Below are 16,622 nucleotides of genomic sequence, written 5' to 3'. Positions count from 1 at the left end.
GGTACCTTTTTTATGAAAATCGGGGTCCTAGCTCTACAAGGAGCGGTTCGCGAACATTTACATCTGCTTGAAAAAGTAGGCGTTGAAGCAATAGCCGTAAAAAAGCAAGAACAATTACAAGACCTAGATGGCCTCATTTTTCCAGGTGGCGAATCAACCACGATGGGAAAGCTAATCCGTAAATATAATCTACTTGAGCCGATTCGTGACTTCCATCGCCAAGGGAAGCCGCTATTTGGAACTTGTGCGGGTCTTATTTTATTAGCAAATGAGATTGAAGATGCGGACGAGCCTCATCTTGCTGTGATGGACATGACTGTAAAGCGTAATGCATTTGGTCGTCAAGTAGATAGCTTTGAAGCGAAACTGGCTATCAAAGAGGTTGCAGAGGACTTTCATGCTGTCTTTATCCGTGCCCCTCTCATTACCCACGTGGGAAATGAAGTAGAAGTACTAGCCGAAGTAAACGGCGAAGTAGTAGCAGCACGGCAAGGGCATGTTTTATGTGCTTCCTTCCATCCTGAGCTTACTGACGATGCACGATTCCACCAATTTTTTGTTAATATGGTTCGTGAAGCGGTTGCAATGCGCTAGTTTCTGGATATAATAAAATTACGAATCTATATAACAAGAGCGAAGAAGAGACTAGTACCCACTCATTTCAGCCTTAGAGAGACGGTGTCATGGTGCAAACCGTCCTGAAATAGTGGAGAATCCACCTCGGAGCTGCACACGATTAAGTGTGATCGGTCTTTTGGGCCGTTATCTCAATCAAGTGGATGTCGTAATTACGATGTCAATTAGGGTGGCAACGCGGAACCTTTCGTCCCTGGATCGACGAGAGGTTCTTTTTTATGGAAAAAAGGAGGAAAAGCCATGTTAGATTTAAAAATACTACGAAATCAACCAGAACGGGTACGAGAAGGACTACAGAAACGTAACGCAGACCTATCCGTTCTAGATGTTTTTGCAAAGATTGACGATCGACGTCGAGATCTAATCACAATGACTGAACAATTAAAGAGTCAACGTAATAACGTTTCCCGGGAAATAGCGCAAAAGAAAAAAGCAAAAGAAGATGCAGATGATCTCGTGCTGGAAATGAGAAAAGTAGGGGATCAGATTAAGCAATATGATGACGAAATTCGTCAACTAGACGAGGATTTAACAGAAATCCTTCTTTCCATTCCCAACATCCCTCACGAAAGTGTACCTATTGGCACATCGGAAGAGGAAAATGTAGTCCTTCATCATTGGGGAGAAGTGGAAACACCCGACTTTGAACCGAAGGCCCATTGGGATTTAGCACATGAGTTAGATCTACTTGACTTTGAACGTGCAGCAAAAGTAACCGGTTCTCGCTTTGTCTTCTACAAAGGATTAGGAGCCAAGCTAGAGCGAGCATTAATGAGTTTTATGCTCGATCTACACACCGAAGAGCATGGTTATACAGAAATGATTCCACCCTTTATCGTAAATGCGAATAGCTTGAAGGGGACAGGACAATTTCCTAAATTCAAAGAGGACGTATTTGCCTTAGCCGATACGAATGACTACTATCTGATTCCAACCGCAGAAGTTCCTCTTACGAATTATCATGCAGATGAAATCTTAGCGATAGAAGATCTTCCCAAGTATTATGCCGCCTTTAGTGCGAACTTCCGCTCCGAAGCTGGCTCTGCTGGCCGTGATACCAGAGGTCTCATTCGCCAACATCAATTTAATAAAATTGAGCTAGTAAAAATCGTCCATCCTGAAGAATCGTACACCGAGCTGGAGAAGCTTTTGGCAAACGCAGAGCGAGTACTGCAGAAGCTGGAGCTCCCATACCGAGTTGCCACCCTATGTACGGGTGATACAGGGTTTGCATCCGCTAAAACATATGATTTAGAGGTATGGATGCCAAGTGCCGGGACCTATCGGGAGATCTCGTCTTGCTCGAACTTCGAAGACTTCCAAGCACGCCGAGCCAACATTCGCTTCCGTCCTGACACCAAAGCAAAACCAGAATTTGTTCACACCCTAAATGGCTCTGGACTTGCCATCGGACGTACCACCGCAGCGATCATCGAAAACTTCCAACAGGCAGATGGTACCATTCGCATTCCCGAAGTCCTACGACCCTACTTAGGTGGTCGTGAATATATCGGCAAATAAATGAAGAGAATATAGTTGAGATAGCTTGACAGGTTCTCATTGTATACGATACAATAGAAACGTTATTGCTAGACCAACTTTGGAGAGGTGGTCGAGTGGTTGAAGGCATCGGTCTTGAAAACCGACGACGTTGCAAGGCGTCCGTGGGTTCGAATCCCACCCTCTCTGCCAATGGTAAGAGCTTTATAGAAAAAAGTCGTTCAGTTCATCCTGAGCGACTTTTTTTTTTACACCAAAACTTCATTTAGATTAGGAGGCTGGAAATGTGACAGTTCCTCAAAAACTTGATAAAGAAATAGCGAATGAGCTTCGTTCCATCTTATTAAGACGATTGAGATAGTGGAAGACTACTCAATTGATGATATTTTGGAATCGGCAGGTGCGCTAACACCGCAAGAGCGGAAGAAATGAAATTGGAAGCAAGAAAAATGCGCGAGGAATGGAATACATGAAGATTTGTGGCTATCTGGAAATAGAAAGAACGAAAATTAAAAACACCAGATGAGCTCATCATTGCAACTGCTTTGGAAAGAAAGCTTGCCCTAGTTTCCAGAGATTCAGATATGAATTTTGTAGAACGAGAGTTTGACATTCTCTTCCTTAGACTGTAGGTTCTCTACCAGATGTAAGAAGCCGTTAGCTTGTAAAAAAGTGTAATTGGGTTTACTCGGTTACACTTTTTTGATGTATATTAACTAAGCGATAGAAATTGAGTAGGGAGCCGAAGGAAATGGTTCTACAAAGTGAGAGGTGTACAAGCCATGTATGAATACAAAGTAATTAAGGTACCAAGTACAGCGACTACCGAAGAATATGAGCTGGTGCTGAATCATGTGGCGGAAGATAACTGGCGTTTAACACAGATGTTTAGTAATCAAATAATGGGAAGTGACCAAACAATTATGTTGGTCTTTGAGAAAGAAAGATAAGGGAGTACATAGAAAATGGATAAGTCCTATCCATGGCCGTTGGTATGCCGACGTGGGCGATATTGTTTAAATAGAGAAAATAATAAATTGATAGTTTAAAGGTGCTGCATCAAAGTAGCACCTTCTATAGAAGTAATTAAATAGCTATATCTTAATTGTAATATAGTGTATAGTTCGAAATAACAAAAAATAATTGGGTGACTTACAGAATACCCGATAACGGGGTGGATTATTTGAAAAAGAGACTGTTATTATTGTTTTCCATATTTTTGTTAACCGTATCCGTACCATTAGAAGCGTTCGCATACAATCTTTTTGGTTATCGGCTAACCAACGGGGTAGGGAATTGGGGGAAGAATCGCCAATACTACTATATACATGACTCTGCTAAAAAATACTACAAGTCACTTATCAATAGGGCTTGGGAAACATGGATTCACTCACCCCATATCTTGTCGACCCCGATTTCTTTCCGAGAAACAACAAACAAGAAGTCAGCTGTCGTAGAGTTGTCTGAATTTTATGATATTACATCAGAGCATGACTATCTTGGCATTACGTATTTTTACAAATATCAACAGGAAGTCTATCCTTGGGATACTAACTGGGGATGGGCGAAAATAAATCTGAACCGAGCACGACTAAAGAATCTACGTGAAACCGATCAACAAGGTACAATTGCCCACGAATTAGGGCATGCCATGGGTTTAGCTCATAACATGTATGAGTTTTCGGTCATGTGCCAATTCGGAGCGGGTCGAAAGACTGCACGACCGCTAAGAGATGACTATGAAGGCATCAACAAGCTATACTAAAGGGGAAGTCGATTGTATGAAAAGAGGGTTTATCTTTTTAACAGGTGCTGTAGTGGTAGGATCTGTCTTAGTGGGCGTAGTATTCTCGAATGTATTTTCAACAAACAGTACAGAAGCCAATCCTTCCAAGAGTACTGAAACTACTATCACAAAGAAAGCAGATGAAAAATCACCAATTAAGACGATTGAACCACTTGGTGATGTTGAAACAATTTTCCCTGATATACCGAGCTTAACAAAAGTAGCAGATGTAATCTTTGAAGGCGAAGTTATAAATACGAAAACGATTTACCACAAGGATATTGATATACCGTCTACCATTTCGGAAGTAAAGGTAATAAAGGTCAATCACGGAAGCATAAAAGCTGGGGATGTTCTAGTATTTAGAGAAAGAGGGGGAGTTACTACTCAAAAGTATGTAAAAGAAAATAGTGGTAGAGACTTCCCTCTTAGCAAAGAAGAAGAAAATGAACCTGTGGAATTCAAAATAAATGGAATTGCCGTCATGAAAAAAGGGGAAAAGGTAATCTTATTTGGAGGAAAAAATAAAGATGAAACGTACTCTGTAGTGGGCGCTTATCAAGGTAAGTTCAGAATAGATGGGAGTACTATTCAAAGACCAGTCCCTAGGGGAGATGAGGGAATATACTCATCTTTAAAAATGAGTCAGTCCAGTTTGGAGAACGAAGTGAATCAATTTAAAAAGTAGAATATAAAAGGCATTCCAGTAGGTGGGCTCGCAGTCGACGGGATATTTGGACTGAAAACACAAAGTGCTGTTAAGGTGTTTCAAAGGAAGAATGGGTTGTCTGCTGACGAATTGTGGGTCCACGAACGTGGTCGAGGTTGTTTTCATAGACAAGAGGGAGAGGGGTTGTCTCCTCTCTCTTCTTGTCTATAACATTACTACATAGGAAAGCTACGTTTATTCATCTGGTGGTTCGGGCTGGAATTCTACCTTTTGCAACATAACCCTATCACCTCCGTTCAGCAATTTGATACTACGCTGATAAAATAGAGAATAGTACTGATTATACTTTATTATATCTCTATTCTCATAACATTGTGCTAGTTTTAAAGTAAGGTTACACTCTTGTTCAAGAAAATTAAGCTGACTTGCTAATTCAAAGGCTTCATGAAACTGTTGAACCGCCTCTGAGAAATGATCCTGTAACAAATAACATTCCCCTAGTGCTGTTTGTGCATCCAGTTGCCGAGGGCCATCGTTTGCCTTCTTACTGAGTCTAACCGCGGTAGTAAGAACTTCCCCCGCTTGTTTCAAATCTCTCTCACTTAAAAACAACTTTCCTGTTTCGGTGTAATGGTACGCTTGTAATAAATACTTTGATCTTACTTTACTCTGTAGACGAGAGGCAGTGTTGAAGCAAGTCTTGGCTAATTTAATCTCGTTTAAGTGCTTGTAAGATACCCCAAGGGTTGTCCAAAGCTCAAAGCTGTGATCGTAGCTTTTACTGAGCCTAGCTGTCTCAATGGCTTGGTTGATAATGTTAATTGCTTCCTCATATAGCTTGAGTTTATTGTACAGGATCGATTGTAGACTATACATATTCAGAAGTGTCTCGGTGTTAATGTCTGACTGATGTATCCACATTTTTTCAAGTACCTTTAATGCTTCTATAGTAAAACCCAGATCATCAAGATAGATGGCTTCACTAATCTGGATGTGAAACTGAATATAGTGTCGCTCTCCATTTTTTACAAAACACTCTCTACCCCTACGCACATACCGTAAGGCTTCTTCAAATTGATTTTGTCGATAGTAACATCTAGCTAACCCATATAAACAGGTGGGTTTTAGGTTGGATTCGAAGATCTCTGGATGAGTATCACAGATTCGGATAGCTTGAAAATAGTGATCTCTTGCTTTCTCCCAATTTTCCTTTTTAAAATAGGCTTTCCCTTTGAGAAATTCAATGGTTGCTAGAAGGTAAGGATCATCAGGTAATGTAAGTCTTTTTATTTGCTCAAGGGCATATTTGCTTTCGATTCCGTCAATGTCGGTTTCAAGGGATTTCACTTGGAGATATACATGTTTTGCTAGATTCGATTTATGATGTTCTTGATTCTCTACGTACTGAGGGATTTTTTCTAACTCCCAATCTAGCTTTTGACATAGATAGGCAATGGTATCTTTGCTTACCTTTTTCTTACCGGTGACGATATTACTAATGGTAGCAGTGGTTAATCGTTCATCCATGAGGTCTTTTTGTCGATAGCCTAGTTCGTCTATTCGTTTACGTAGAAGATCTCCGATTAGTTTCCGATCATCGAGAACTGTCATAAAATCCCTCCTATAGACAAAATATAAAATATTTTTCTGAATTTATCAACTCCATAGATGGGTCAGGGGACAAGAAAAGGGTAATTATTGAGTGTTAAAAAGGTAAACACTTACCATAATTTAACCATCACCATGACTAGCGAGTGTATATTTACTACTTTACTCCTCTATATCTAGTTTATTTTTTCTGATTTGCAAGAAATTTATATAGAGATTATGCTGTTAACATGCCGATAGAATGGAGGTGAATGTTTGTTGAAGTTGCAAGTAGAGGGTCTAAGCAAGCAGATCCAATCATTTCTCTATGGACTAGAGCAGCACGTTACATTACAACATCTAGAGAGTGGTTATCAAATCAAAGATGGAAAAGTCACATCTTGTACGAAATGTGAGATCCAGTATCGTTTACAAGATAGAGTTCAAACCCTTGAAATGGTCACATTGGATGGCGATACGATTAAAATTCCATTGTTGGATGTAATGTGTGTACAGATGGACGAGCATACACAGATTGTGTCAGGGAAGAGTTACGATATCTTTGCAAACAAAAAAGGCCACCGCACATGGCCTGAGTAAAACTGCAATACACCAAAAATGGAGATTGTAATCAAATACGTAGGGGGTAGATGGAAAGAGGCTCCCCTTATGTATTTACTCTAGTGTAACATATCAGGAAAATGTAGCATTACATCTTTTCATTAAGGAAGGTACGAGAAAATGAAGAAGTTTCCAAGGGGACTCATTCCCTTGTGTACTGTGTATGCAATGGTTCAGCCCAACCGAGATATACACAATATCAAAGTCGTTCAAGATTGTGGGATTGAATTTAAGTTACCCAATGCCATCTTTAAACGAAATAAACAAAGTGACTGCTCCCGGTGTTCATGTGGGAGGAGAATCTATCCAACCGTTTCCACCCTCCGATGCCCTCTTTGCTTCATTGAATCTTTGCCCACGGTTGATGATTTCGATTAACAAGTAGACACATGTTTCCCATGTCTTCGGCCATGATTGGCAAATAAATCAAAGTACAATTCCAGTTATTGAATGTTATAGTTACTGCTTTTTCTCTCTCGGTGGTACAATTGAAAAGATATTTAAAAGAAAAACGGTACATGCTCAATCTATCTCAAACACAACTTGCTAATAAGATTAATGTATCAAGACATACAACCATTTCTATTGAAAGCTTATATTCGAGGAGGAAGTAGGATGAGTAATAAACAGGGCCTTCATATTAAGAAATCCTTAAAGGCTATTAGCAAGGATCATACATTTATATTTAGTGCATTGCTGATAGTAGTTGGAGTTATTCAATGGATATCTGGTTCTTTCCCGATGTTTATTGTTGTGGGGGCTATGCTTTTGCTTTATAGATTTTCTGACCTAGATATAGACGGGAATGACGAGAGAACACAGTTTATAAGACAAAAAAGTGCTTTAGTTGGTTATGCTGCAGCAGTCCTTGGTTTGTGTTCTCTTTATGTAATAGCTTCTGTATTTCCAGTAGTAAACATCAAAACTGCACTATTGATAGTAGCTTCCATTGTATTTTGTGCATTTCCATTGTCTATGTTTATTTATAGTAAAATTCTTTGATTTTAAAGATGCAGTAGGTGCAAACCGTTCTCTATAACTTTTAGAACAATCATTACACTATACTATGGTAGAATCCACCTAGGTAGTGGTGATGTAGATTCAATAAGTCCTGTAATTAACAGATTGGGTAAGAGTTACGACATCTTTGCACCCTACAAAAAAGGCCACCACACATGGCCCCTGAGTGAATCAATACGTAGGAGACAGACAAAATAGAACATTTATCCTATATGACTATTTTGTTCCAGTAATCTATTGTAAATACTTTAATAATCGATCTAGTAGAGTCTCCGTAACCACTACATTGCCTCCTTGGATAAACAACTGATCAATCTTTTGGCTTACCAGGGTTGTCTTCACCATTTGCTAGATGATGGTTCTGGTTTCTGCTTTGGGATAAAAAACTATGATTTTAACTCTATCTTGGTCCAATCCTTTACTCCTAAACTTTTTGCTTCTTTACTCTTTTCAAAATGGGAAAATGGAATTTTTGGAAGTTTATCCAATCCACCTATATCGCCTGAATACAGCCATCTTTCTCCTTTTTTCTCCACATAAACTCCTTTTATAATTCCGCTTTTTGTTGCTTCTGGCGAGAAGTATACATACACTTTCTTCCTATTAGGATCATTCGTATCTGTTGAACCGATCCAAGCAGCACTCGGAATTGTAAGATAGGCCTCTATATCTTTTAGACCCTCCTTGGTAATCTTTTTCCCTGTTAATTGCATTAGCTTTGTTAAGTCTCGATCTTTTTTAGCATACATTTCGGTTACATAATCTAAAGCAACTTGTTCTTCTTTAGAGATACCAGAAAAGAGAAGATATACCATTAATGACAGAACAGAAACGATACCAAATAATACGATTATTTTTTTGTACATACTAACTTCTCCCTACTATTGATGTTGTTATGACTTTATAAAGATATTCTTACATTCCACATTTTTTCAAGAGGAAAATATTCCTAACTATAAATATGATGAATTAAATTATTTTTTTGTAGCAATTTGGTTTGAAAATAATGAATAATTTTACATTTGAATACATTTATATGTTGATAATATCGTGTAAATATATTTATATGTTGATACCATAGTGATTTTCATCTACTATTATTCAAGTGTAAAGAATTATTATTATAAAGCAGGGTTTTTAGTATGTCTTAAAAAGGGGGCGTTCTCTCAAAGGAAAAAAGAAAAGAAACGAATTATGTTTTTGTTTATATCTGTTACTTAGATGTGTGAAAGGGGCTTATTATGGAATTCTTCTTTGACAAGAAGTATAAAAGATCACGACAGTGGATCTGTGGGATTCTCGTTGGTTCTCTATTAGGAGGCATACTACCTTCAGGAGAGATATTGGCTAGTGATTCAGTTAAGCCAGTAAAAAAAGAACTTGTTGATTATCGTACAGCTAATTCTAAATTAATCGATAACGGTAATGGCACATTAACAAAAGAGATTTTTTCAGAGCCCGCTTATCGAAAAGTAGGAGATCAGTGGCTAGAAATTTCGAACAAGCTAATAAAGAAGTCAGATCTCATCGTACCTGAGAATGTTTCAATTAAGGTAGCATTTAATAGCAAGATGAAGCAAGGACAATACTCTACGTTAGAATCGGGTGAGCATACACTTTCTTACCGTTTTCTAGACGCTTCGGGACTGGATAAAAAAGAAAGTGCTAAAGATGTTGAGGCAACTTTCAAAGATAATAAGGTTACATATCCAGAGATAATCCCATCTGTGGATCTACAAAATACCGTATTTGATCAATCGGTGAAAGAAGATATTGTATTATCGAAATATACGGGATTAAATCAATTTCGCTTTGAACTGAATACAGATCTAACACCTGTAAAACAGAGTGACGGATCTATTTTATTTGAGGATAAATCTAAAAAGACGCTATTTGAGCTGCCAGCTCCCCATATGTATGATTCCAATGTGAATCCTATTTCGGATGAGCCAGCTAAATCAACAGATGTTGCATACAACATTACAAAAGAAAAAGACAAATGGATTTTATCCCTTACTGCTGATGAGAAGTGGTTACAAGACCCTTCCCGAAAATTCCCAATTTATATTGATCCTACAACGGATGTCAATGCGGGTACGGGAGATACATTTGTATCAGATGCTTATCCAACTACAAACTATGCAAACTTTCATGAGTCAAAAGGTGACTATTATTCCTTAAAAGTAGGTCGTTATGATAGCTCTTCGGGAATGAATCACGCCTATATTAAGCAGGACCTTTCTGGGCTTAGCGATGTCATTGTTGATTCCGCTGAATTCCGTATCTTGACGAAACACTCTGCATCCTCCTCACCGACAGCTGTCTACTTAGATGCGGTAAATCAAGAGTGGAATCCAAATACCCTTACATGGAATCAAGCAAAAAGCCTAACCTCTTCTCGAATTGGTTCTGTCAATGTAGCGAAAGGCCAGTGGGCGACATTTGATGTAACCAATACAGTAAAATCTTGGCTCAGTTCACCCCCTACTAAGAAGAACTATGGATTTAAACTCCATACAGATGGAAGTACGAATTCGTCTCTATGGAAAAAGTTTCAATCGAGTGATAATACATCACAGAAACCTTATTTATCCATTACGTATCGTCTTTCTACACCAGAGGCACCGACTGGAATTGCTTATTCCAACTGGGTAGGGAGTGATTCTGGTTTTATCGATTTAAAGTGGAAGCCGGTACCGGGAGCAACTGGATATAAAGTATGGGCTTTTAATGGAAAAGAATATGAAGTAGTGAAAGACGTGGGGAATGTCACCAGTTGGTCAACCCATGGCAAAGGTATTTGGCCTACCACTGAAGAGATTAAGTCAGGGAAGTATCAGTTGCACTCAGATGGAAAAGGGATAGAACTTCCGCTCGATCCTTCCCCCGTTTATCGGAACTCGGGTGGGACTTACGGCTCCAGTAAATCGTACTTTTTTAGTATTACTGCCTATCGTCCGTTAGGAGAATCTGCTATCTCGAAGGACTTCAATGCTACAATCCCTGCACGCTCAGAAGATCTAGGGATGGAAGAGTTCTGGCAGTATGCCGATGTGTCAGGTGACAAAGTAAATGCTGTGACAGGAAACCTCGTCATGGATGAGACTGATGCTAAGACAGGCGGCAGGGGTCCAGCAGTTGAAATCGGTAGGACGTACAACAGCCGATCTACTGAAGCAGGAGCATTTGGCTTAGGATGGACCTTTAGCGAGTCCATGAAGGAAGACGGAAATGGAAATGTCATTTATACCGATGAAGATGGAACGGTTCATCAATTTACGAAGAACTCAGATGGGACTTATACGAAACCATTGGGTGTGTATTTAGAGCTAGCAAAAGATGCAACAGGTTTCACCATGACGGATAAAGATCAAGTAAAATCATTCTTCGATCTCAATGGAAAGCTAGTGAAAGTACAAGATAACGATAAGAATGCGGTTACCTATACCTACAATGATTCCAAACAGCTGACTTCGATTACCGATGCGAGTGGTCGTGCTACTACGATTACCTATCAAGATGGCAAGATTGAATCGGTAAAAGCGCCAGGTAATCGGGTTTGGAAGTACGGATATAAGGGAGATTTGTTAACTTCTGTTACGAATCCAGAAAATGAAGTGACGAAATATGGATACACAGAAAATCTCTTAACCTCCGTGAAAGAACCGAGCGATACGGCGGATAAGCCAGCCGAAACGATCTATGAGTATGCAGAAGGTCGCGTGACGAGTGTTCAAGATGCCTTAAAACGGAAAACCACCTTGGCTTATGATACGAGTGCGAGTAAAGTGACTGTTACTTCTCCAGGGAAGAAAGTAACGGAGTACTACTATAATATTTCCGGTAACCCGGCGAAAATGGTAGTGGATCCGGGTGGACTGAATCTCACAACTACCTATGAATACGATCATAATAATATGACGTCTACGAAAGATCCAAATGCGAATAAAGCTGGAGAATCTGCGTCTACTGAGTCTTATAAATATGATGGAAATGGAAACGTAACGGAAGCAACGGATGCATCGGGTACAGAAAAGATGCAGTACAACCAGAACAACGACGTAACAAAATATACTGACTCAAACAATAAGGATTATAAGTCTGTCTATGATGGAACGAAAGAAATATCAAGTACAGACCCAGAGAAAGTGAGTACCGCCAAAACGTACGATGCAAATGGCAATGTTCGTACTTCTACTAAGGAACTCGGCCTGGCTGAGAATCTAATTACCAATTCAGGTTTTGAGCGCAGTGATGAAAAGTTTTCGACTGCCCCGGCAGATTGGGAACGGGAAAAAGTGAATGAGGGAGCTAACTATTCGTTAGATAGTACCACTAAAGTGGGTGGCGACAAGTCTCTGAAACTGGCTACATCCTCAACAAGTGCATCATTGGGATATATTGGTGCTACACAAGTAATTCCAGTCCAGCCAGGTGAAACGTATACCTTTAGTGCCTCTGTAAAAACAGATTTGAAGAATGCAAATGCCTTTTTGAATACCATGCAATTAGATGACTCCATGAAACCAGTAGGAGGAACATGGAGTGATAACCGTCATAGTCAGTTAACCGGTACATCAGATTGGACCAAAAGGCAGGTGTCTTTTACTGCTGGAGCGAATACCTCCTATGTCCGCATCTATTTGGAGGTAGACCATACCAATAGTAATACGAGTGGTGCCGCATGGTTTGATAATGTTCAACTAGAAAAGGGAGCGGCGTCTGCTTCTTACAATGGATTAGAGAACAGCGGCTTCGAAGATGGCTTAGCATTTTGGTACAAATCCTCAGGAGATGGAGTTTTAGATTCAACCGAGGCACTTGATGGGACTAATTCGATTAAATTTAATCGGAATTCAGTAGATGATAAGCTACAACAGTTTAGCCAGGCTCTTCCCGTCAAACAGACAAAAGCGAAACCGATTACGATTTCGGGAATGAGTAAAGCAAACAATGTAGTGAATGCTTCTACTACAGCGGAAACGGACCCAAGCCAGGTTGGATATGGCATTGTTGTGGATGCCATTGATGTGAATGGGAAGTATTATACCCAAGCAGTGAAATTTACCCCTGGAACTCATGACTGGCAAAGGGCTGCTATTACAATATTTCCAGATACGCCGATTGATCGGATTGCAGTCTATCCGCGTCTAGGATATAAAAACACTGGTACGGTTTGGTTCGATAACATACGAATTCAAGATGGAAGTGTCATCAGTTCTAATGAATATGATGACAAGGGGAACCATGTCATCAAAGCGACAGATCCATTAGGCAATTCTACAAAAGCTACTTATGATGAAGTAGGAAATAACCTTACTTCAACGGATGAAAATGGAAATACAAAGGCTACCACGTACGATAAGATGAATCGTGTTAAATCGGTTGCTTTGCCGGGTGCCGATGTAAAAGTGCAATATGAGCATGATAAAGATGGAAATGTAATTGAAAAGAAAGTAACTAGTAAGGATGGCTCAACCACATATAATTCTGTGAAGTTGAAGTATGATGAAACAGGGAAATTGATTTCATCTACTGACCCACTAGGTAAAGTTACTTCATACACATATGATGAAGATGGTCAGCAAATAAAAGTTACCTTGCCAGATCGATCTATCTTGGAATCTGTCTATGACAAAGCGGGCCGCGTAGTAGAAGCGAAACTAAACGAAACGACTCGTTATAAATCGACGTATGATGCTAATGGGCAAGAAATAAAAGTGGAAGATGTTCAGCTTAATCAATCCAAAACTCGTGCTTTCGATAAATCCAAACGACTTACGAATATGACAACAGCAGGCGGCTCGATGCAGTGGGACTATGATCCGAATGATAATCTTAAAGAAGTGAAGATTACCAACGGAAGCAAGGACTATACCCACGCATTTAGCTACAACAGTGTCAATAAAAACACTCTTATCACCGATCCTAATGGGAAAAAATATCGTTTTGATTATGATGAAAATGGCAATGTAGGGACACTCATTCTCGGAAATGGTTCGGGTGTTAGTACCATTTATGATGAGAACAACCAGCTCACTCATATGAATATCGGGAAAAACGATGGAACCGTCATTGCCAGCTATGACTACACATACGATAAAAATGGTAATCGTACAAGTGTAAAGGATCATACTGGTAAAGTAATTCAGTATACGTATGATGAACAAAACCAGTTACTTTCTGAGACCGATCCAGCAAGCAACAACATCATACACTATAGCTATGATCCAATTGGCAATCGGAAGAGTAAAACGATAAAAGATTCCGATGGTAAAGAGATATCTAGCATCATCTATCGATACAATGCAATGAACCAGCTAACGAATGTAGATGGACAAGCATATGCCTATAGCGAGAACGGCAATCTGACAGATGATGGTAAGAATCTATATGTCTGGGATGCTGGTGGCAGGCTGACACAGGTTAAGAAAAAATCTGACAACTCTATCGTTGCTCAATATGATTATGATGAAGATAACCGCCGTATCCGTTCTACTGTAGGCGGTGTTGTGACCAACTATGTTTATGATGGAGATAGCATACGAGTTCTCTATGAGACCAATGAAACCAATCAGATGACTCGCTACTATACCTATAGTGCGAGTGGTGGACTCCTTAGTATGACCAAAGCAGGTGGAGAAACCTACTACTACCACACCAACGCACATGGTGATGTCATCTCTATGACAGATGGAAACAATAATATTGTTGCATCTTATACTTACGATGCGTGGGGTAATATCGTAGCGAAAAGCGGTACTCTAGCTGATGAAAACCCATATCGTTACGCAAGTTATCGATATGATAACGAAACTAGTTTCTACTACCTCATGGCACGCTACTACAATGCCAAAAATGGAAACTTTATCTCTATGGATCCAGATCCAGGGGATGAGGATGATATCCAGACACAGAATGGATATACGTACGGAAATAATAATCCAGTAAATACGATCGATCCAGATGGACATTGGGCGTGGCTTGCCGGTGCGGTAGTGGGAGCAGGTTTAGGGTACTTAAAGTATAAGATTGAAGTTAAATATGGTTACCGCACGTATAATAAAAATCATCGTAATGTTCATATGTATACGGGTGCTACGTTAGGGTTTATTGGCGGAAGAGTTCAAGGATCTATGAAGTCAGCTGGGTATGGTACGTTCTCGAGAGAGAGATTGAGGATGAGAGGGTATTATAGTGGCTGGTTAGGTGGAGCAGTTGGACTGGGGGCTTATGGGCGAGGAAAAAATGGCATGAGCAAGTGGCGACTTGCAAAAAATGTATGGAAAGACAAACGAAATTGGTGGAAACATACGAAGAAGTACAGTGTGAGAAGATATCATAGGGCCAAGAAATGGATGAAATCATGGTGGTAATAACAATCATTAATTAGTAATTTTACAAATGCCTAAGTATTATTATGATATTTGGGCATTTGTAATATACAAAATGGAAGGTGTGTGTAACAATTGAGATTTGTAACGAAAGTGTTTTTGGTGTTTTTACATGTATTATGTTTGTTAGTAACATCAGTTTCATTCTTTTATCTTATTGAAGTGGTGACAGGGGATTTTAGCTCGATGCCCTATAGTTTTGTAATCTTAGCACTAAGTCTGTATATAGGTGGATGGTTGATGCAAAGAGTGAGCGTAAGTGAGTGGATTCTCACAGATTGGATTGGTCTTTTTGTATCTTTTGTTGAAATTGGTTATATTTATTTTTACATAACAATTAATTTTATAATTTCTAAAATTAAAGGTTACAGAGGGACTTACCGTGAGTATGTAGATAAGTATTATCGTAATTATGTAGATAAGTATTTTACAAGTAAAAAGAAATGAACTAAGTAGTGCCTGAAATAGGGGGGGAGACGAACACTGCACTTTCACTGGGGAGGGTTTGGTGCTGACAGTAGTAAGCATCGTCCACTCTTTGGTCTACCATGGTCTTGGTGGTAATGGATGGAACCACATAATTGGACAGTATCCAGTAAACATCCTCACCACTGGAAAAGGTACTGTGTATAAGCCAGAAATGGCTTGCGTGAATAGAGATGGAGTTTTTCTCAAAAATACAATTCGTTCTTTGACTGTGCTAATGGCTGCTAACAAAACTGCTAATGAATTTGCTAACAAACCATAGCAAATGGATTTAATTAAGGTTAACCTGTATTTCATGAAACCGCGGTTTGTTTAGGACAATTACCCCCTATTACACTGTACAAGGTAGATTCCGTGGACTTGAAAACCGCCGACGTTGCAAGGCGTCTGTGGGTTCGAATCCCACCCTCTCTGCCAAATGAATAATTTAGCCGTTAGCTGGAAAAAAGTGTAATCGGGTTTACTCGATTACACTTTTTTGATGTATATTAACAAATGATGTCAAGGAGAGGCGGATAAATCCATGTATGAATACAAAGTGATCAAGGTGCCTGCCAGTACTATCCAAAGGAATCACATGGAGGAAGATGGCTGGCATTTGAGTCTATGTAGTAATCAAGCGATGAGAATTGACGATTATGTTAGTTTTTGAAAGACAAAATAATTGATTTATTGAAGTGAAAATGTGTGGTTAGATTCTCCGCTACATATCCAATCGCATATTTTCATGGCTTATTTTTCAATTTGATTTTAAGGGACTCTATATAATAATCTTTTATTTAGTTCCAGTTACCATTAAGTATTCCTATCTGAGTATTATCGAATAAGGAGGTATAAAAATGATCGATTATATATCTAAATCTGTTGATGATCTTGCCGTATGCCTTTTTTATCTAGAAACAAGTAAACAGTCTCGATCTAG

14 protein-coding genes, 1 tRNA gene, 1 pseudogene and 1 other annotated feature are annotated in these 16,622 nt (G+C 39.4%); of the genes and pseudogenes, 14 read left to right on the top strand and 2 right to left on the bottom strand.

What is annotated here, in order from left to right; genetic code table 11:
* Positions 1 to 12: 12 nt before the first annotated feature.
* The 8 genes and pseudogenes from pdxT (at position 13) to BLU58_RS04115 (ending at position 4,802) form a co-directional block, all read left to right on the top strand.
* The gene (gene pdxT / locus BLU58_RS04150; RefSeq protein ID WP_093290970.1) at positions 13 to 594 is read left to right on the top strand and encodes a pyridoxal 5'-phosphate synthase glutaminase subunit PdxT; all 582 of its coding nucleotides are present in this window, start codon (positions 13 to 15) and stop codon (positions 592 to 594) included.
* A 33-nt stretch (positions 595 to 627) separates the two neighbouring features.
* Positions 628 to 834: a binding site (T-box leader), on the top strand.
* Between the two features lie 42 nt (positions 835 to 876).
* Entirely contained in the window at positions 877 to 2,157 is a 1,281-nt protein-coding gene (serS, locus tag BLU58_RS04145; RefSeq protein ID WP_093290969.1) for a serine--tRNA ligase, read from the top strand.
* Between the two features lie 81 nt (positions 2,158 to 2,238).
* A tRNA-Ser gene (locus tag BLU58_RS04140) sits at positions 2,239 to 2,328 on the top strand.
* A 323-nt stretch (positions 2,329 to 2,651) separates the two neighbouring features.
* Positions 2,652 to 2,768: pseudogene (locus BLU58_RS17250) on the top strand (type II toxin-antitoxin system VapC family toxin); the annotation flags it as partial.
* A 150-nt stretch (positions 2,769 to 2,918) separates the two neighbouring features.
* Complete coding sequence (locus tag BLU58_RS04130) at positions 2,919 to 3,086, top strand: DUF4177 domain-containing protein (protein WP_093290968.1); 168 nt, start codon at positions 2,919 to 2,921, stop codon at positions 3,084 to 3,086.
* A 233-nt stretch (positions 3,087 to 3,319) separates the two neighbouring features.
* Positions 3,320 to 3,901: a matrixin family metalloprotease gene (locus BLU58_RS04125; protein WP_176786491.1), complete on the top strand. Its 582-nt coding sequence runs from the start codon at positions 3,320 to 3,322 to the stop codon at positions 3,899 to 3,901.
* Positions 3,876 to 4,610 carry a hypothetical protein gene (locus BLU58_RS04120; RefSeq protein WP_093290966.1) on the top strand — a complete coding sequence of 245 codons (735 nt, stop codon included), beginning with the start codon at positions 3,876 to 3,878 and terminating at the stop codon, positions 4,608 to 4,610. Before BLU58_RS04125 ends, BLU58_RS04120 begins: the two co-directional genes overlap by 26 nt.
* Before the next feature lie 3 nt (positions 4,611 to 4,613).
* Positions 4,614 to 4,802, top strand: a complete 189-nt coding sequence (locus BLU58_RS04115; RefSeq protein ID WP_093290965.1) for a peptidoglycan-binding domain-containing protein — start codon at positions 4,614 to 4,616, stop codon at positions 4,800 to 4,802.
* Positions 4,803 to 4,826: 24 nt separating this feature from the next.
* Here BLU58_RS04115 and BLU58_RS04110 read toward each other — a convergent pair whose 3' ends face one another.
* Positions 4,827 to 6,203, bottom strand: coding sequence for a tetratricopeptide repeat protein (locus tag BLU58_RS04110; protein ID WP_093290964.1), 1,377 nt, complete (start codon positions 6,201 to 6,203; stop codon positions 4,827 to 4,829).
* A 252-nt stretch (positions 6,204 to 6,455) separates the two neighbouring features.
* On the opposite strand from BLU58_RS04110, the gene BLU58_RS04105 reads away from it, so the two are divergent.
* Positions 6,456 to 6,779, top strand: coding sequence for a hypothetical protein (locus tag BLU58_RS04105; RefSeq protein WP_093290963.1), 324 nt, complete (start codon positions 6,456 to 6,458; stop codon positions 6,777 to 6,779).
* 636 nt (positions 6,780 to 7,415) lie between these two features.
* Positions 7,416 to 7,802: a hypothetical protein gene (locus tag BLU58_RS04100; protein WP_093290962.1), complete on the top strand. Its 387-nt coding sequence runs from the start codon at positions 7,416 to 7,418 to the stop codon at positions 7,800 to 7,802.
* A 404-nt stretch (positions 7,803 to 8,206) separates the two neighbouring features.
* On the opposite strand, the gene BLU58_RS04095 is transcribed toward BLU58_RS04100, so the two are convergent.
* On the bottom strand, positions 8,207 to 8,686 hold the full coding sequence (locus tag BLU58_RS04095) for a hypothetical protein (RefSeq protein WP_093290961.1): 480 nt from the start codon (positions 8,684 to 8,686) through the stop codon (positions 8,207 to 8,209).
* A 375-nt stretch (positions 8,687 to 9,061) separates the two neighbouring features.
* Between BLU58_RS04095 and BLU58_RS04090 the strand changes: the two genes are divergently transcribed.
* The 4 genes from BLU58_RS04090 (at position 9,062) to BLU58_RS16780 (ending at position 16,352) form a co-directional block, all read left to right on the top strand.
* On the top strand, positions 9,062 to 15,196 hold the full coding sequence (locus BLU58_RS04090) for a DNRLRE domain-containing protein (RefSeq protein WP_093290960.1): 6,135 nt from the start codon (positions 9,062 to 9,064) through the stop codon (positions 15,194 to 15,196).
* A 93-nt stretch (positions 15,197 to 15,289) separates the two neighbouring features.
* The gene (locus BLU58_RS04085) at positions 15,290 to 15,661 is read left to right on the top strand and encodes a hypothetical protein (RefSeq protein WP_093290959.1); all 372 of its coding nucleotides are present in this window, start codon (positions 15,290 to 15,292) and stop codon (positions 15,659 to 15,661) included.
* Between the two features lie 61 nt (positions 15,662 to 15,722).
* Positions 15,723 to 15,962, top strand: coding sequence for a hypothetical protein (locus BLU58_RS04080; RefSeq protein WP_093290958.1), 240 nt, complete (start codon positions 15,723 to 15,725; stop codon positions 15,960 to 15,962).
* Positions 15,963 to 16,223: 261 nt separating this feature from the next.
* Entirely contained in the window at positions 16,224 to 16,352 is a 129-nt protein-coding gene (locus BLU58_RS16780) for a hypothetical protein (RefSeq protein ID WP_255404584.1), read from the top strand.
* The last annotated feature ends 270 nt before the right edge of the window (positions 16,353 to 16,622 follow it).

The organism is Thermoactinomyces sp. DSM 45892, from assembly GCF_900107305.1.
GTDB lineage: Bacteria > Bacillota > Bacilli > Thermoactinomycetales > Thermoactinomycetaceae > Baia.
This window is presented reverse-complemented; position numbering and strand designations above follow the sequence as displayed.

What these genes read in the sequence shown, in the direction of transcription:
- BLU58_RS04090 (WP_093290960.1), top strand. Translation starts at nt 9,062, where the DNA reads ATGGAATTCTTCTTTGACAAGAAGTATAAAAGATCACGACAGTGGATC.
- BLU58_RS04100 (WP_093290962.1), top strand. Translation starts at nt 7,416, where the DNA reads ATGAGTAATAAACAGGGCCTTCATATTAAGAAATCCTTAAAGGCTATT.
- BLU58_RS04120 (WP_093290966.1), top strand. Translation starts at nt 3,876, where the DNA reads ATGAAGGCATCAACAAGCTATACTAAAGGGGAAGTCGATTGTATGAAA.
- serS (WP_093290969.1), top strand. Translation starts at nt 877, where the DNA reads ATGTTAGATTTAAAAATACTACGAAATCAACCAGAACGGGTACGAGAA.
- BLU58_RS04130 (WP_093290968.1), top strand. Translation starts at nt 2,919, where the DNA reads ATGTATGAATACAAAGTAATTAAGGTACCAAGTACAGCGACTACCGAA.
- BLU58_RS16780 (WP_255404584.1), top strand. Translation starts at nt 16,224, where the DNA reads ATGTATGAATACAAAGTGATCAAGGTGCCTGCCAGTACTATCCAAAGG.
- BLU58_RS04095 (WP_093290961.1), bottom strand. Translation starts at nt 8,686, where the DNA reads ATGTACAAAAAAATAATCGTATTATTTGGTATCGTTTCTGTTCTGTCA.
- BLU58_RS04110 (WP_093290964.1), bottom strand. Translation starts at nt 6,203, where the DNA reads ATGACAGTTCTCGATGATCGGAAACTAATCGGAGATCTTCTACGTAAA.
- pdxT (WP_093290970.1), top strand. Translation starts at nt 13, where the DNA reads ATGAAAATCGGGGTCCTAGCTCTACAAGGAGCGGTTCGCGAACATTTA.